17 protein-coding genes and 2 riboswitches are annotated in these 15,540 nt (G+C 47.4%); of the genes, 10 read left to right on the top strand and 7 right to left on the bottom strand.

Annotated elements, in window-relative coordinates; genetic code table 11:
- Window positions 1-132 precede the first annotated feature (132 nt).
- A riboswitch (SAM riboswitch) is annotated at window positions 133-246 on the bottom strand.
- 104 nt (window positions 247-350) lie between these two features.
- Window positions 351-992 carry a glycerol-3-phosphate acyltransferase gene (locus tag AC4EHB_RS08110; protein ID WP_490981167.1) on the bottom strand — a complete coding sequence of 214 codons (642 nt, stop codon included), beginning with the start codon at window positions 990-992 and terminating at the stop codon, window positions 351-353.
- A gap of 133 nt (window positions 993-1,125) precedes the next feature.
- Window positions 1,126-1,241: riboswitch (SAM riboswitch) on the top strand.
- A 104-nt stretch (window positions 1,242-1,345) separates the two neighbouring features.
- Here AC4EHB_RS08110 and AC4EHB_RS08105 point away from each other — a divergent pair.
- The 3 genes from AC4EHB_RS08105 (at window position 1,346) to AC4EHB_RS08095 (ending at window position 4,590) form a co-directional block, all read left to right on the top strand.
- Complete coding sequence (locus tag AC4EHB_RS08105; RefSeq protein WP_490975061.1) at window positions 1,346-2,635, top strand: O-acetylhomoserine aminocarboxypropyltransferase/cysteine synthase family protein; 1,290 nt, start codon at window positions 1,346-1,348, stop codon at window positions 2,633-2,635.
- 12 nt (window positions 2,636-2,647) lie between these two features.
- Window positions 2,648-3,661 (top strand): homoserine O-acetyltransferase MetX, encoded by a 1,014-nt coding sequence (gene metX / locus AC4EHB_RS08100; RefSeq protein ID WP_490981166.1) that lies wholly within the window; start codon window positions 2,648-2,650, stop codon window positions 3,659-3,661.
- Window positions 3,662-3,804: 143 nt separating this feature from the next.
- Window positions 3,805-4,590, top strand: a complete 786-nt coding sequence (locus AC4EHB_RS08095) for a hypothetical protein (RefSeq protein WP_490975059.1) — start codon at window positions 3,805-3,807, stop codon at window positions 4,588-4,590.
- 55 nt (window positions 4,591-4,645) lie between these two features.
- Here AC4EHB_RS08095 and AC4EHB_RS08090 read toward each other — a convergent pair whose 3' ends face one another.
- A complete protein-coding gene (locus AC4EHB_RS08090) occupies window positions 4,646-4,876 on the bottom strand; it encodes an excisionase family DNA-binding protein (RefSeq protein ID WP_490975058.1) in 231 nt (76 codons plus the stop codon).
- 195 nt (window positions 4,877-5,071) lie between these two features.
- On the opposite strand from AC4EHB_RS08090, the gene AC4EHB_RS08085 reads away from it, so the two are divergent.
- The 7 genes from AC4EHB_RS08085 (at window position 5,072) to AC4EHB_RS08055 (ending at window position 11,771) form a co-directional block, all read left to right on the top strand.
- A complete protein-coding gene (locus AC4EHB_RS08085; protein ID WP_490975057.1) occupies window positions 5,072-5,938 on the top strand; it encodes an EamA family transporter in 867 nt (288 codons plus the stop codon).
- A gap of 118 nt (window positions 5,939-6,056) precedes the next feature.
- Window positions 6,057-6,749 carry a response regulator transcription factor gene (locus tag AC4EHB_RS08080; RefSeq protein WP_490975056.1) on the top strand — a complete coding sequence of 231 codons (693 nt, stop codon included), beginning with the start codon at window positions 6,057-6,059 and terminating at the stop codon, window positions 6,747-6,749.
- Complete coding sequence (locus tag AC4EHB_RS08075) at window positions 6,727-6,888, top strand: hypothetical protein (RefSeq protein ID WP_490975055.1); 162 nt, start codon at window positions 6,727-6,729, stop codon at window positions 6,886-6,888. The genes AC4EHB_RS08080 and AC4EHB_RS08075 overlap by 23 nt, the downstream gene beginning before the upstream one ends.
- Before the next feature lie 2 nt (window positions 6,889-6,890).
- Complete coding sequence (locus tag AC4EHB_RS08070) at window positions 6,891-9,032, top strand: sensor histidine kinase (RefSeq protein ID WP_490975054.1); 2,142 nt, start codon at window positions 6,891-6,893, stop codon at window positions 9,030-9,032.
- A gap of 249 nt (window positions 9,033-9,281) precedes the next feature.
- Window positions 9,282-9,551 carry a hypothetical protein gene (locus tag AC4EHB_RS08065; protein ID WP_490975053.1) on the top strand — a complete coding sequence of 90 codons (270 nt, stop codon included), beginning with the start codon at window positions 9,282-9,284 and terminating at the stop codon, window positions 9,549-9,551.
- A gap of 3 nt (window positions 9,552-9,554) precedes the next feature.
- Entirely contained in the window at window positions 9,555-11,204 is a 1,650-nt protein-coding gene (locus AC4EHB_RS08060) for a sodium:solute symporter family transporter (RefSeq protein WP_490975052.1), read from the top strand.
- Window positions 11,205-11,228: 24 nt separating this feature from the next.
- Window positions 11,229-11,771 carry a hypothetical protein gene (locus AC4EHB_RS08055; RefSeq protein WP_490975051.1) on the top strand — a complete coding sequence of 181 codons (543 nt, stop codon included), beginning with the start codon at window positions 11,229-11,231 and terminating at the stop codon, window positions 11,769-11,771.
- Between the two features lie 65 nt (window positions 11,772-11,836).
- On the opposite strand, the gene AC4EHB_RS08050 is transcribed toward AC4EHB_RS08055, so the two are convergent.
- From AC4EHB_RS08050 to AC4EHB_RS08030, 5 genes are all read right to left on the bottom strand, one after another.
- Window positions 11,837-12,472 carry a response regulator gene (locus tag AC4EHB_RS08050; protein ID WP_490975050.1) on the bottom strand — a complete coding sequence of 212 codons (636 nt, stop codon included), beginning with the start codon at window positions 12,470-12,472 and terminating at the stop codon, window positions 11,837-11,839.
- Window positions 12,447-13,493 carry a sensor histidine kinase gene (locus tag AC4EHB_RS08045; RefSeq protein ID WP_490981165.1) on the bottom strand — a complete coding sequence of 349 codons (1,047 nt, stop codon included), beginning with the start codon at window positions 13,491-13,493 and terminating at the stop codon, window positions 12,447-12,449. The genes AC4EHB_RS08050 and AC4EHB_RS08045 overlap by 26 nt, the downstream gene beginning before the upstream one ends.
- Window positions 13,490-14,182, bottom strand: a complete 693-nt coding sequence (gene liaF, locus AC4EHB_RS08040; protein WP_490975048.1) for a cell wall-active antibiotics response protein LiaF — start codon at window positions 14,180-14,182, stop codon at window positions 13,490-13,492. Before liaF ends, AC4EHB_RS08045 begins: the two co-directional genes overlap by 4 nt.
- Before the next feature lie 62 nt (window positions 14,183-14,244).
- Window positions 14,245-14,880: a PspA/IM30 family protein gene (locus AC4EHB_RS08035; RefSeq protein ID WP_490975047.1), complete on the bottom strand. Its 636-nt coding sequence runs from the start codon at window positions 14,878-14,880 to the stop codon at window positions 14,245-14,247.
- Window positions 14,881-14,892: 12 nt separating this feature from the next.
- Window positions 14,893-15,234, bottom strand: coding sequence for a lmo0954 family membrane protein (locus AC4EHB_RS08030; protein WP_490981164.1), 342 nt, complete (start codon window positions 15,232-15,234; stop codon window positions 14,893-14,895).
- Between the last annotated feature and the right edge of the window lie 306 nt (window positions 15,235-15,540).

Genomic DNA, 15,540 nt, shown 5'->3' with positions numbered 1-15,540 from the left:
GCCTCCTCAAGCTGAGTGTATCTATGCAAATCTCTTCGGTACAGATCAATCTTTCCAAAAGTGAACGATAAAAAGCCCTCTTTTTTCTTAATCCATAAGAAAAAAAGAGGGCTTCGGCATGAAACCATCTCGTTCTCATCTTCCAAATGCACGGATGCATTTGCAGGAATTAGCACAGTTTTCGCATGAAGCGAATCCGCTGCCGAAACGTCATAGGGCCTGTCCCTCGGTTTCTCTGGATAAGAAAGTGATGTACGTATTCGATTTGTAATGCTTACTTTAAAGGGGACTGTTGTAAAAGTCAACTAAAACTCCAAAAAAATTTTTGGACTTATTTCTGCCAGCTTATGTTAAGCAGAACCGGCGGATTTTTTGCGCAGCACTTCAGAAACCTTTTTTTCGGTGCCTTCCCGAACGCGCGCAATATTTTCAAGATGCTTCCAGATAGCCATTGCAAACAGCAGAATTGCAAAGGCTGGTGGCCAAAATCCTTCAGCTGGAAAAATCGCGATAGCTAAAAGCATGAGGTAAAGGACCAGCACGCCAGCGATGAGATAGTCGGTGGCGAGTGAAACGGCAACCAATAATAGGAGAGCGGCAATTCCAAATTTCCAATCCAGTGCCAGCATGACGCCAATAAGCGGTGCTGTTCCTTTGCCGCCGTTGAACTTCATATAGACGGGAAAGTTGTGGCCACAAACGACGCCCGCGCCAACGGTGAACAGCAAGGTCCAGGCTGTTCCATCCGAAAGCGCCGATGCGTCGAGCAGCAGCCGAAATCCGGCCACTGCAGCAAATCCTTTAATAATGTCGAAGGCGGCGACGAGTGCGCCGAATTTCCAGCCAAGCACAATTGCGGCGTTCGACGCTCCGGAGTTTTTAAGGCCTTCTTTATTGATGTTGACGCCCGTTAACAGCTGAGGGATGAGCGAGCCATGCAAAGAACCGATAATATAACCTGATATGAGTGCGGAAATTGTCCAAAATAACATCTGTATTCTCCTCCTTCCCTTCATTTTAACGCAACCGATGCTGGAAGGTTTCGAAATTATTTGAATTTTATTCTTGACATTGCTGGCCTTTCTTTTTATACTTCACAACAAGATGGAAAACTAAATCTGAATACTCTTATCAAGAGAGGCGGAGGGAATAGGCCCTGTGATGCCCAGCAACCAACAAGCGCAGCTTGGAAAGGTGCTAAATCCTACAGATCCGGTACGACGGGATCTGGCAGATGAGAGGAGGTATACCCGTATTTGGCGGCCCTCTTCTTAATCGAAGAGGGCTTTTTCTGTTCCCTCCTCAACCTTGGTTTCCATCCATAAAACCTTAGGAGGAATACGAAATGACAAATTTTAAACCGGAAACGCTTTTATTGCATGGTGGACAGCAGCCTGATCCCGTAACAGGCTCAAGAGGGGTGCCAATTTATAAAACGACTTCTTATGTGTTTAAGAATACGGAGCATGCCCAGAATTTATTCGGCTTGAAAGAAGCCGGCAATATCTATTCACGCATTATGAATCCGACGGTGGATGTATTTGAACAGCGAGTAGCGCTTCTCGAAGGCGGCACTGCAGCTGTGGCGCTGGCATCTGGGATGGCGGCTATCGCTTTCTCCATTCTGAATGTAGCAGAAGCGGGCGATGAGATCGTCGCGGACAGCAACTTGTACGGCGGTACTTACAGCCTCTTTGCAAATACATTGCCGAGATACGGTATTACGGTTAAGTTCGTCGACGGCAAGGATCCGGAAAATTTCCGTGGAGCCATCACCGATAAAACAAAAGCACTGTTTGGCGAAATTATCGGCAATCCGAGCCTGAATGTTTTCGATGTCGAAAAAGTGGCCAACATTGCACATGACAATGATATTCCGTTATTGATTGACAATACGTTTGCATCGCCTTACGGCAGCAACCCGATCGAATTCGGAGCCGATGTGGTCATCCACTCCGCAACAAAATGGATTGGCGGCCATGGTACAACAATCGGAGGCGTAGTTGTCGATGGCGGGAAATTCAATTGGAACAACCCGAAATTCCCAAGCTATACCGAACCCGATGAAAGCTACCACGGCATACGTTACGGAATCGACGCAGAAGGAGCTTCCTTTGCAACGAAATTGCGCGTTCAGCTGCTGCGTGATTTTGGCCCGTCTTTGAGTGCGGAGAGCGCGCATGCATTTTTACAGGGCTTGGAGACGCTGCATCTGCGGATTCCGCGCCATAACAGCAACGCACAGGCCATAGCGGAATATTTGAGAGACCATCCACAAGTGGAATGGGTCAATTATATCGGATTTGAAAATCATCCATCACATGGATTGGCGCAGAAATACTTGAAGGATGGATATGGATCGATCGTCAACTTCGGTGTTAAAGGTGGACGTGAAGCTGGACGTAAATTGATTGATAGCGTTGGATTGTGGTCGCATGTCGCCAACGTCGGCGATGCCAAATCGTTGATCATCCATCCGGCGTCGACAACGCATCAGCAATTGTCTAAAGAGGAACTTGAGTCATCGGGCGTCACGGAAGAATTGATCCGCTTGTCGGTCGGCCTTGAGAATCCGGAAGATTTGATTGCAGACCTTGAGCAGGCCATACAAGCTGCAGTTTTAGAAAACGTTTAGGAGGAATGCGGAATGGCTAGCGTATCTATCGGATCTTTGGCCCTGGAGTCGGGGGGAATCCTTGCGAATGTCGAACTTGCCTATGAACGCTGCGGGAAAAAAGGCGCCCCAGTGGTCCTTATATGCCATGCCTTGACAGGTGATCAATGGGCTGTCGGCACTGCGGAAAACCCAGGCTGGTGGGCAGGCCTGGCAGGGCCAGGGAAAGCCGTAGATACGGATAAATTCCAAGTCATCACTTTCAATGTGCTGGGCGGATGCAGCGGCACTACTGGCCCTTTGTCCATCAATCCACATACCGGAACGCCTTACAAGGCAGCATTCCCAGCCATCACAATCCGGGACATGGTGAATGCGGAATACGCTGCTTTACGTGAATTGGATATTACCGGTCTTGCCGCCGTAATTGGCGGATCTCTAGGTGGTATGAAAACCTTGGAATGGGGACGCAGTTACCCGGAATTCGTCAAAGCGATTTTCCCGCTTGCCGTAACGCCGGCTTACAGCGATTTTGGCGTCGCATTCAATTTTATCGGCATTCAATCGATCGTGAACGATCCGAAATTCAATGGCGGAAACTACGAGGACTCCGCTGATTTGAAAGGTTTTGAGATAGCCCGCATAGCAGGGATGGTGACATATCGGAGCGGTGGGATGTTTAACGAGCGATTCAGGCGTGCCGGAGGCAAAGGAACTTTTCAAGTAGAATCTTATTTGGCTTATCAGGGGCAGAAATTGGCGAAGCGCTTTGACGCCAATAGCTATGTAGTTTTGCTCCACGCTATGAACACTCATGATGTTTCAGAATCCCGGATGGAAGTGGAGATCCTCTCTCTTTCCTACACACACGATTTGCTGTATCCGAGCGAAGGGATGATTCCTTGGCTAGCCAGCCAACCCAATGCTTCATGGGAAATCATCGATACCCAATTCGGGCACGACGGTTTTCTGGTCGAGTTCGAAAAATGGGGCAGCCACATTTCCCGAAAATTGAACAGCTTGACAATTCCTCAGCTTATGCAATAGCATAAGCTTTTTTTATTTGCCTAAAATGCTCTGAAAAACTACCGGAAAGATCTCGACAATACAAAACTTATTTCTCAAAAATAGGTTAAAATGTTTAATAAGGAATATGTTTACAGTAAGGTGTAGAGGATGAGGAATGTATTATGGATGAACAAACAACAAAACTGCTCTTGAAAAAAGTAAAGAAGCATAAAAAATGGACAGAAGGTGTATTTGTAAATCCCATTTATTGGATGGTAAACGGCAAACCTTATTATATGGCGGGCTTCACGAAGAATAATGCTTCTGTTGCAACGGCATATTTGACGACCGGTGAAGAAAACCGGGAAGAAGCGTTGGAAGCTCAACGCCATTTAGCTCTTTTTGGCGATTTAAGCAATAATATATTCAATATTGGCATGGACTTTTTAAAAATAAACGCAGCCTATTTTACGAAGCCGCTAAGTGTTCCTGTTCCTGCTTCGGATTCAGCTGTGATAGCAGGAAGAAATGCATTTGATGAGCTATGGAAGATTCAGCAAAAGCTTTCATCGCTAGTAAAAGAGTACAAAGGCTATTACGAAACGGACGTGTTGATCCGCAACGAAATTGTCCTTGCGGATGTTGTGAAAACCCAGGAAACAGCAAATCTGCTGACCCTTTATCAATTCTTGAACCTGCAGATTTTGCTGAAAAAGAATTCGGAAATAAAGGCTTTTTCCTCTTTTTTAAAAACAAAGGAAGCCTGGAATGGATTCGACAAAGAAACTCAGAAATTCATCCAAGGAATCACAGAGAACACGGAAAAAATGCAAAAGAGTTTAGATGGATTGAAGGTGATTTCAGACAGCGATTTTGAAAAAATGAAAAAGCTGAACTACGATAAGATGATCGAAGACAACAAAAAAATCATCGAAGGCCAGCGGCAATGGATCCGCTATCCTAAATAACTCAACTAAAAAGCATCTCGGCGATTTAATCGCCGGGATGCTTTGCTGCAAGCTATCAATCTTCGTCTTTAATATCCACATCTTCCGGAATCGGCGTCATCTGCCATTCTTCCAAGGCTTGTTTGGCGATCTCGAGCTGCTGGAAATGCGTGTCGAATTGAGAAGTATTGACCAGGTATTGTTCACCGTCATGGACTGCGCGGATGCGGCCTTCTGAAACATAGCGGGCTATTTGTTCTTCAGGCATCGACAGGAAAGCGGCAGTTTCCGAGACTGTCATATACATGGAATCATCTCCTCTTTTTCTTTTATTATAATAGAAGAAGTGCGCTATCTCAAACCATTCAATTAATGATAAGCTAATTGGTGGATGGCTGAGGCCGGTTGAATAAGGCCTTTTCGCAACGCTTAAGCTTTTAAGAAAATCATACATACTAAAACGGCAAGCGCGGGTTGCTTGCCTTAACTTGAGGTGCATGTCATGAATTATTGGCCATACATATGGGTGCTGCTGGCTGCTATGCTGTGGGGCACGACCGGCACCGCCCAAAGTTTCATCGAAGGAGACGCGCACCCGCTGACAATTGGTGCCATGCGCCTTGGAATCGGCGGCTTTACGCTGTTGGCTTTTGTACTGCTTGCGAAAAAATTGATATGGAAAGAGATTCCTTGGAAAGCAGCAGTGGTGTCGGCGGCATTAATGGCACTATTTCAGCCGCTGTTCTTTTCTTCGGTGCAGCTGACCGGCATCGCTATCGGTACGGTGGCGTCAATCGGCAGCGCGCCGGTATTTTCCGGGTTGTTGGAATGGCTTATTATGAAAAGGCGGCCAGACCGCGTATGGGCCGCTGCAACTGCATCGGCAATCGCTGGCTGCTTGCTGCTTTTTTCCGATAAGCAAGCAGCGGTGATCGACCCACTCGGCATTGTCTTGGCGCTGGGCGCAGGCCTGTCTTTCGCGGGCTATGCAATTTCAAGTAAAAAAGTGCTCGACCGAATGGATGCCGTACCAGCGGTAGCCGTTATTTTTTCACTGGGTGCTTTGGCGCTGCTGCCGTTTTTAGTAGTACTTGATATTTCCTATTTAGCGCATCCCGCCAATCTGGCGGTCCTTGTCTATTTAGGCATCGGCGCGACAAGCTTATCGTATATTCTTTTTTCATATGGCTTAAAAAACATACCTTCTTCATCGGCAGTTACGCTGTCGCTCGGAGAACCATTGACCGCCGCGCTGCTCGGCGTTTTCATCGTCGGTGAACGGTTGAGTGCGGTATCTTGGGCCGGCGTCCTGCTGTTACTGGGGGGAATTCTCATCTTAACTTTTGCTAAAAAGAAACCCATTTCTTGAGAAACAGCGGCATCCTATGGATTGCCGCTATTTTCTTAAGAATTTCTTCATAATATTCCTAAGCTACCCTTAAGAATTTTCGTTTACAATAAATTACAGAGATGAAAGAGGTGGGGAAATGGGACAATTTACAGTATTGGTGACTGACGATGACCAGGACATCCGGGATGGCATCGAAATCTATTTGAAGAATGAGGGATATAGGGTGCTGAAAGCGGCAAACGGCCTTGAAGCGCTGGAGTTGTTGGACATCAATGATGTGCATGTTATCATCCTCGACGTTATGATGCCAAAAATGGACGGCATCGCTGCTACATTTAAAATACGTGAACAACGCAATATTCCTATCATTATGCTCAGTGCGAAAGTAGAGGATTCTGATAAAATACATGGCCTCTCGGTTGGTGCAGATGATTACGTCACGAAGCCTTTTCATCCAATGGAGCTGGTGGCAAGGGTGAAATCACAGCTTAGACGTTACGTTAGCCTAGGTACATACGAAGACAAAAACCAGCGCATTGAAATTGACGGCCTTGCACTCGACGCTGAAGCAAAAGAAGTGTCGCTGCACGGTGAGGCAATCAAATTGACCCCGATTGAATTCAAAGTGACCGAATTATTGATGGCGAATGCGGGGCGTGTGTTTTCCATCCAAGAAATTTATGAACGCGTCTGGAACGAGCCCGCCTATAATGCTGAAAACATTGTAGCGGTGCATATCCGGAAAATCCGTGAAAAAATTGAAGCAGATCCGAAAAATCCAAGATATTTGAAGGTGGTGTGGGGCATTGGCTACAAAATGGAAAAATGATCTATGGTCGATTTCAGCGGTCATCATTGCATTGTTTTCTTTGCTTTACTGTTGTTCATTCATATTGGAAATGGTTCAAAATACATCTTCTGCAGAGTTGCTGGCATCGCTGCGCTTGTTGTCGAAAGGGGACATTTGAAGATGAAGAAATGGTTATGGCTAGCAGCCACGGCTTTTGTTATTCTCGGCCTTTTCATTCTTATGGAAACGGTCCCCAGTTATTTTGGCAAGCAGTTCACCGATTCCGAACAATTCAAGATGGATTATGCTTATTACACCGATAGCTTGATCATGTTTGAATTGGCGCCGCCCGATGCGGAAGAATTGGCAGACAGACCGGTTACCCAAAGCGAAATGGAAGAATACCGCACCCGCTATGGATCACTCGCCGACCAAGTCGAAAATATTCAAAGCCAATATGCCGCCGATATCGAAGAGGCAAAAGCTGCAAGAAACGGCGACGTGGAAAAAATTCTCGTTGCAGAACGCGACCGCAAAATCGCGGCAATCCAAAGCAATTTTTCAGACGATGAAGTAGTTGCGGAAAAATTAAAAGCTGAATGGCAGGAGGAAATCGCCAGGTCGTTGAAGGATGTATATGCGGATAAACCATCATTCGCTGCTAATTACACCTATTATGTCTATGAATTGAAAAATACCGAGACCGGCGAAGTCTTCACGAAAGGAGAACTTTCGAAAGATCCGGTGTACGAAAAAAACTATACGGCAGCACGGCCATTGAACAAAAGTGAAAGTGATTACTTTATGCCGGGTATGGAGGAGACAGTTAATGAGGCGGCTTTTGAAGGGGTGATTCAAGTTGATCGTGAACTGCTCGCAGCATCTGAAAGCGGCAACAACTTCAATCAATTCAATTTCGTCAAGACTTTCACTTATCTATTGTCTGTAGCTGTAGCGGGAGTAATGATTGCAGTAATCGTGCTGCTGCCTTTCCGCTGGGAATGGTTCACATTCAGCCGGCTGTTTGAAAAATGGGCAGGCTGGCCGATGGAAGGACGGCTGCTCGCAGCTTTCCTCGCTGCCATTTATGCCTTATTTGCTGCTGGAAACTTCAACACGAGCTTGATGAACAGCTGGTCAAGCAATTATGTGAGCTACGTACTTAGCCTAGGAGGCGAGTTTATCGTCGTACTAGCCGTCACCGCACTTGCGATTTTGCAGGTGATTTGGCTCACGGCTTATTACAAAAAGCCTGCGTTGTTAAAACACGAGTTTCAGAAAAGCATCCTTCACCGCAACGTAAAGGGACTCAAACAGGTTTTCTTGAACAAATCGATCGGCGTCCAGTCGTTGATTTTATTGACTGTGATTTTCTTTTGGGGCTTCGGTACGATGCTGTCCATTGCCATTCCGGGGATGTTGCTAGTATGGTTGCCAGCCACGTTCTTCATCGGTATTCCGGTGCTCGTGATGATGTTGAAGCGCTTCAGCTATTTGAATGTATTGATGCAGGAAACGGAAGCGATGGCGATGGGGCAGCTGAACCAAGCGGTGCCGGTCCGCGGCTCTTCGCCGCTTGCCAATCACGCACGGCAACTGAACCGCTTGAAAGAAGGCGTTAAAATTTCGATGTCCGAGCAGGCGAAAAGCGAAAGGTTGAAAACGGAATTGATCACGAATGTCAGCCATGATTTGCGTACACCGCTGACTTCCATCATCACATATACCGATTTGCTGAAAGCGCCGGTGTTGTCGGATGAGGAGCGCTTGTCCTATGCTGGCATCCTCGACCGTAAGTCACAGCGCCTGAAGACACTGATTGAAGACTTGTTCGAAGTATCCAAAATGGCCAGCGGCAATATCGAGCTGCACCGGACGAAGCTTGATTTTGCGCAATTGCTGCAGCAGGCACTTGCTGAACATGCGGAAGACATTGAGCAATCCGGTTTGGATTTTCGCGTATCGATTGGTGACAAGCCACTATACATCTATACGGACGGCCAAAAGTGGTGGCGTGTGCTGGATAACCTGATTTTGAATTCACTGAAATACGCGCTGCCGGGCACACGGGTTTTCGTGTCGCTGAACGAGGTGGAGGGCGATGCGGAATTCATCATCAAAAACATCACTCGCTATGAGCTTGGAGGCAATCCGGATGAGCTATTCGAACGCTTTAAGCGCGGCGACGCTTCACGGCAGACAGAAGGCTCAGGTTTAGGACTTGCCATTGCCCAGTCGATTGTCGAACTTCACGGAGGCGCATTGAAGATTGAAGTGGACGGAGATTTATTCAAAGTGACAGTAACCGTTAAAAGTGCATAATAGTTAAAGAGAGCCAGCCCGTAGTCCAGACTATAGGCTGGTTTTTATTTGTTTCGGATAATAAAATATGCAGGAGTTATTATAATTATTAGAAAATTAGTTTGACTTAAAATCGGGAAAGCGGTTACAATCAAAAGGTCATTACTCTTAAAATAAAGAAGGGGAGGGAAATTATGGAATGGAAATGAGCGCACGCTCAGACGGTGTACAAGGGGCAGTAATTTATTTCACGAAATGGGGGAGCATGCAATGAAGGCTTACAAAAAAGAAGTGCAATTCACAATTTGGATGACGGCAGCTTTCATCCTGGTGGGAAATGTTGGACTGATTTTCTCGATTTTCCCGACTGATGCAATTTTCTTAGGGTTTCCATTAAAGTACATCTTGCCGATTCTGATGGGGTGGTTCGGCGTGTTCCTATTGACGATTATTGCAGGGATCATCGGCAATCGCATCGATGATGAAATTGATGCAGAAAACGATATGCTCGATAAGTCCCGCGATACGGAAGGGGTGTAAGGAATGGAAAACCAAAATTGGCAATTAGATAATCCGTGGTTGGGTCTTGGCGTTATTATAGCCACGTTCCTGTTATTCTATATAGTCGGTTTTATATCGAACCGCCAAAGTACTTCTGCTAAGGAGCTGTATGTCGGCAAATCTAATACAGGGGCGCTTGTAAATGGCCTTGCCATGTCAGCAACGTACATGAGTCTAGCGACGTTTTTAGGGATTACAGCACTTATTCTTCAATTGCAGGTGCCATTCATCATGCTGTGGATTCAGCTGATTTTAGCGATTCCACTGATCACCATCATTTACGGGACAAGCCTGCGCCGGATGGGAGCTTTTTCTCCAACGCATTTTATCCGCGACCGCTACGGCAAATCGGCATCTATCATTGCTGCGTTGTTCATGATTCTCGTCTCTATTATGTACGCGCTTGGCCAGATGATCGGCATCGCCGTAACTTTCGAAACATTATTGGGTATTCCGTACTTGACCGGTTTGATTGTCGGCGGCTTGCTTATTGTCGGCTATATAACAGTAGGGGGCATGGCTGGAGCGACCAATAACGCGGCAATCCAGATGGTCATCATGGCTTTGATGTTCATCGTTCCTTTAGGGGCGATCATGAAAGCGGTCGGTGGCACTGGCTGGTATTTCCCGCCATTATTGTATGCGGATATGGTCCCGGCGATGCTAGACGCACTGCCGACTTTTTTCGACTATCAATTTTCGCCTAAATGGTATTTCTCGATTATCCCGGCTTTGACAATCGGTGCCTTGGGGCTTCCCCATTTGGCGATGCGTGTTTACACAGCATCAAACCTGAAGAGCGCGCGGGCAGCGATGGTCTGGTTCGCCTTTATCCTAGGATTGGTATTCTCAGCTACTTACGCGATGGGCTTTGTCGGGGTCTATGCGACAACTACGCAAGGGTTGCAGATTTCACCGGAAGACGCAGACAAATTGACAATCATCCTTAACTTGGTTTACAACCCTGACTGGGTGACGGCATTAGTCATCGCCGGCGCCATTTCAGCCGGTGTTTCTACATTGAGCGGCAACTTGCTGGCAATCGGCGCTTTGCTGTCCCAAGACATTGTTGCTACATTGAAACCGAATATTTCTCAGCGCGTGAATCTGCGCCTTGGCTTTGTAGCGATTTTCCTTGGCGGTGTCGTCAGTATCCTATTGGCGATCCAACCGCCCGCATTCCTGGTGGTCAGCATCCTTTGGGCATTCGGTCTCGCCGGAGTGACAAATGCGCCGCTTATCATTGTCGGCGTATGGTGGAAAGAAGCAAATAAATATGGGGCGATGGCAGCCTCGATCGTCGGCGGAATCTTGTATATCGTCGTATCGCCTTTCGTCTTCCCGAGTATCGTCTTGACCGGGCACGCAGTGACAGACGGCATGGGCCTATCAGGCGCAATGCTGGCTGTTCCGGTCAGCTTTATCTTGCTGATTGTGGTGTCGTATATCACGAACCGCATGCCGTCACTGGCAAAAAACTTGACCAAACAATCGGATATCGAATTGGTCGAACGGATCCACGGATGGAAAGATATCAAAGCTTACCGCTACAACAGCAAAGTCGGCGCGGGCGTAACGGTCGTATTGTCTGCAATCGTTGCTGTATGGGCGCTGATGCCTTGGGGCATGTAAGATATGGAAAAAGGAGTGATTAAAATGGTCAGGAATATGGTGGCGTTGAATGAAACATATTTTGGGGCATTTTTAAACTCACCGAATATCAAGGTGATCAGCAATCTTATTTTGCTGGTTACCGGAGTAGGCTACGGCGCGATTTCAATCGCGTCGAATGCCTCATACATAGCGAACTTCGATTCGCCCGTGCTGCAAAATTTCCTTGTACCGCTGATATTCATTCTTTTTGGCTTGTTATCGGCAGTCATCACGAAAATCGGCCTGGCGCTGCTGTTATGGGCGGGGGCGAAAGGGTTCGGCGGCAAGGCACTTTTCAGGGAGATCAATCTTGCCTCGCCTGTCGCAATGCTGCCGGGTCTGCTCTGCGTACCCTATTTGGCAGGCTGGGGAGAAGGCGGACCTGTAGTCATCGTCTTGCTGCTGGCGGGTATTGTATGGATGTATTTTGTCAGTGCAAAAATCTTGAAAACGACACAGAACTTTACTAATAAAAAAGCGTATTGGGCGGCATTCCTTGCGTTCTTGTTTTTAGCGAGCGTCTATTACATCGTAGTGCCGTCTTGAAAGGAATTTGAAAAAGGCTGGAAGCATGAGCTTCCAGCCTTTTTTTGATGGAAAAAAATAACCCCTCATTGCGGAGGGGAGATGAGGCGATGTTGAAACGCATAGATAGCCGCTTGAGTGCGGTCATGGACTTCGAGTTTAGCCAAAAGATTACTGACATGTGTCTTGACCGTTTTCAGCGCGATGAATAACTCATCCGCAATTTCCTGGTTGCTGTAGCCCGATGCAATCAGCAGCAGGATCTCCATTTCGCGGTCTGTCAGATCTTCATGAGGAACATGGCTGCGGCGCATCTGCTTCATCATCTTGGCCATCACTTCCGGCTCAAGGACAGGTGTACCGTTCATCGTAGCGCGGATAGATTCTGCAATGCGAGATGCTTTGGACGTTTTCAGAATATAGCTTACCGCCCCGGCTTTCAATGCAGGGTAAACTTTATCATCATCTGGAAAGCTGGTGACAATCATGATTTTCGCTTCCGGCCAAAGGGTGATGATGGCGTCGGTCGCTTCCGCCCCGTTCATGATGGGCATAACCATGTCCATCAAAATAACATCCGGCCGCAATTCGAGCGCCATCTTCACAGCTTCTTCACCATTTGCCGCCTCGCCGGCAACTTCCATATCCGGCTGCGATTGGAGATAGGCGGAAACACCAATTCGGACCATCTCATGGTCATCGGCTAATAAGATTCGGATCATCAGAAACCTTCCTTTCAATAGGGACTTTCACTTCAACGATAGTGCCCTCGGAAGGCACGGAAACGATTTTGCTGACGGCGCCGATTTCAATGGCCCGTTCTTCAATATGCTTCAAGCCATATGAAGTGGATTTTGATTGATGGCTTTCAAAACCTACGCCATTATCTTGGATGCGCAAAATGGCGAAATTGTCCCGTTCGACAAAAAGGATATGGACTTCGGTGGCTTTCGAATGGCGCAGTGTATTCGAAAGAGTTTCTTGGGCGATGCGGAAGAGATGGTCTTCCGCGCCTTTTGGCAAGAGAACTTCCTCCAATTTGGAATCGATATCGAAATAGACTTTTTCCTTTAGTTCGGCGATCAGTTCAGCCAATCCTTGGCGCAAGGTTTTATTGTGGAGCGCAGCAGGGCGGAGATGGAGCAGCAAGGCGCGCATCTCCAGTTGTGCTTGCTGAACCATTTTTTCCGTCTGCAGCAGAGCTGGTGCGGCATGTTCACGCTCTGTCATTGAAGACAGCAGCATAGATGCAGCAAATAATTGCTGAGACACTGAATCATGCAATTCGCGCGCCAGCCGCTGGCGTTCCATGATTAGGCGTTCCTGAATCACTTTGTCCTGGGTTTCCGCGCGTTCATTGGAAATGCGCGCCAAGCTTCTGCGCTGAGATTCCAGCAATTTCTGGAGTTTTAAAATAGAAGAAGCCAAATTGGCCGGCAGCGATTTCATATGGGCAGCTTCAATGACAGTGTGGTCTTCGTTGCGCAACAAAGCCTGAAAAATTTCCTCGATATCCTGCACTTTTGCGCGGGACATTGATTCTGACCACCAAGCAATGCCGATTGACAGCGCAAGCACCAACACGAGCAGCCAAATGCCGAACGGCAATCCGGCAACGAAATCCTCCCACAGCACGGACCACGCGGCGAAAGTCGGAAGCCCCAGCAGCACTGCCAGGATACAGAAAACGATAAAAGCGAACAAGGCCATGAAGAAAAGGCTGCGCGGCAGGATCTGTCTCATCGGCGAATCACCTCGACATCCCCCATCCATGTCGTGATTGCAATGATCATTTCAACTTTGCCGTCAGCGGGATAGCCATCCTCGACATGAAGCGAACTATTCCAAATGCGTTCTTTTTCAGCGTTGAAAAAACGTGCGTCCCCTAAGAGGGTAGAGTAGTAGACGCGCACCGGAACTTCATAAGGTACAATGATTCTCACTTTACCGAACCCTTGGCGAATGGAAATTAATGAGGTTTGTTTCGGCAGCACCGTCTGGGTTGCGTCAATGAGTAAATCACCGGCAATCCCTTGGATGTGTATATCTTTCCATTCATATGCTTCAATCGGCGTTTGCTGGGCAGCGAAAAATTTATTTTGGAAGGGGCCTTTGTCGCCGCCGCCAATCGGCAGCTGCTGCTCCCACTCTTCGCCTTTCCATAGGCGGATCAGCAAATAGATGGCAACCGCAAAAACGATCAGCCTCAAACTCCACATCGACAGCACCGCAATACCGATCAAGATGACAGCAGTCCAAACATAAGCTTTGCGGGACTCTGGCGCTTTACTCATGGCGTAATACAAGATTCCAATGCCAAGAAGAACCAAAAATACGCTGCCATTTCCAAAAAAGGCAACTTCTATAAAAATGAGCAATAAGGCGCACCATAAAATCAGTGCTTTTTTATTGGTGGTCCAGTGGTTCATCATGGTTTTTCCTCCTTCTTTGCAGCGGAAAAGCGAGAAGAAGGAAACCTTCTTCTCACTCTAGTTTACCCAATTTCTTTTTGCTGTGCGCTGTTTTTTTCGAGCGATTCCAAGCGGTGTTCCATTGTTGAGCGTTGTTGCACCTCTTCCGCTTCGCTTCCCAGGCCGTTAATAAATGCGGACATGTTTCCTGATCCCAAACTTTCTGTTTCGAAGCCGGAAGCTAAGACTTTGTCCATTTGATAATGCGCGCGTGCCGCATTCTCTTTCCCCATCAATTGCAGCTGCCGCAATTTCATATCTTTCACTTTATGCTGCATCTCCTCGAATCGCTGCTCTAGGCGAGTGATTTCCTCAAGATTTTCAGCAAGGCTTTGTTCCAATTCCCTGACACGATTCGAATAGGCTGCGACTTCCAGTTCAGCAAATCGTGACAAATCGCTTTCACCTGAAGCTTTTGCCAACCCAAGCTGCATTTGTCGTTTTTCAGCCATCGCAGACGCTTCCGATAGCTCCTGCTCCAGTTTAGCTGTCAGCTGAGCTTGGCGTTCCACCCATTTGCCTGTCGTTTCCGTCTGTTTTTGGGCTTCCGCAATAAAGCGGTTCAAAGCAGCTAGTGGATTTTTTTCTTCCTTCTTTGTCATCACCATATCCACGTCAGTGGCTACAGCGAATTTCAAGCGTTCCCATAAAGTTGTCATGCCGATTCCTCCTTATTTGTTTAATTTCTGCCATTGGCTTTCAAAGTTCGTAAAAGGGTCTTTTGCGTCTTGAAACGAAACGGGACGTCCGTTCCAATTGCGGTAAATCATCCACAGGCCGGCTGCTGCCGCCACGCCGAGCAAAGCTGGGACATTTGAGATTGCTGAGATTGCACCGGCGGCACCGACGACGCCCCACCAAATTTTAGCAGCGAGGGAAATGCTTCTCAGGTAATAATGGATACCTGCGTACATGATCAACGCTGACACAGCGAGCCCGACAATTGCTCCCAGGTTCGACAAGACGATGATTCCGGCGATAATGCCGAGTGTGATCATCCAAAACTTATTCATTGTTATTTCCTCCTCTCAATTTCTATCTTCATGTTACCAAGCGCACGGCTTTTGGAATACGGACCTTGACTGCATCTTTAACTAGGGCTTGCGGCGTAGTGGCGTTCGGGAAGGTAGTTTTGGGAGTAAGTGCTATAATGTTTTTTAGATATATATAAGTTGAACTAATAATCAATAATAGCGGATATTCCGCAAAACAGCTGCGCTTTCCGCGGGCTCGCTCCCAAGCCTCCTCGGTCGCTAGGCTCCCTGCGGGGTCTCGGGAGTCTCGCTATTCCGCAGGAGTCGCAACTGTTTTGCTCCATA

This window comes from Planococcus sp. TJ-302 (assembly GCF_058268455.1).
This window is presented reverse-complemented; position numbering and strand designations above follow the sequence as displayed.

Coding starts and splice junctions, on each gene's coding strand:
- AC4EHB_RS08105 (WP_490975061.1), top strand. CDS start 1,346: ATGACAAATTTTAAACCGGAAACGCTTTTATTGCATGGTGGACAGCAG.
- AC4EHB_RS08065 (WP_490975053.1), top strand. CDS start 9,282: ATGAAGGCTTACAAAAAAGAAGTGCAATTCACAATTTGGATGACGGCA.
- liaF (WP_490975048.1), bottom strand. CDS start 14,182: ATGATGAACCACTGGACCACCAATAAAAAAGCACTGATTTTATGGTGC.
- AC4EHB_RS08110 (WP_490981167.1), bottom strand. CDS start 992: ATGTTATTTTGGACAATTTCCGCACTCATATCAGGTTATATTATCGGT.
- AC4EHB_RS08090 (WP_490975058.1), bottom strand. CDS start 4,876: ATGTATATGACAGTCTCGGAAACTGCCGCTTTCCTGTCGATGCCTGAA.
- AC4EHB_RS08070 (WP_490975054.1), top strand. CDS start 6,891: ATGAAGAAATGGTTATGGCTAGCAGCCACGGCTTTTGTTATTCTCGGC.
- AC4EHB_RS08080 (WP_490975056.1), top strand. CDS start 6,057: ATGGGACAATTTACAGTATTGGTGACTGACGATGACCAGGACATCCGG.
- AC4EHB_RS08095 (WP_490975059.1), top strand. CDS start 3,805: ATGGATGAACAAACAACAAAACTGCTCTTGAAAAAAGTAAAGAAGCAT.
- metX (WP_490981166.1), top strand. CDS start 2,648: ATGGCTAGCGTATCTATCGGATCTTTGGCCCTGGAGTCGGGGGGAATC.
- AC4EHB_RS08050 (WP_490975050.1), bottom strand. CDS start 12,472: ATGATCCGAATCTTATTAGCCGATGACCATGAGATGGTCCGAATTGGT.
- AC4EHB_RS08035 (WP_490975047.1), bottom strand. CDS start 14,880: ATGACAACTTTATGGGAACGCTTGAAATTCGCTGTAGCCACTGACGTG.
- AC4EHB_RS08060 (WP_490975052.1), top strand. CDS start 9,555: ATGGAAAACCAAAATTGGCAATTAGATAATCCGTGGTTGGGTCTTGGC.
- AC4EHB_RS08045 (WP_490981165.1), bottom strand. CDS start 13,493: ATGAGACAGATCCTGCCGCGCAGCCTTTTCTTCATGGCCTTGTTCGCT.
- AC4EHB_RS08085 (WP_490975057.1), top strand. CDS start 5,072: ATGAATTATTGGCCATACATATGGGTGCTGCTGGCTGCTATGCTGTGG.
- AC4EHB_RS08030 (WP_490981164.1), bottom strand. CDS start 15,234: ATGAATAAGTTTTGGATGATCACACTCGGCATTATCGCCGGAATCATC.
- AC4EHB_RS08055 (WP_490975051.1), top strand. CDS start 11,229: ATGGTCAGGAATATGGTGGCGTTGAATGAAACATATTTTGGGGCATTT.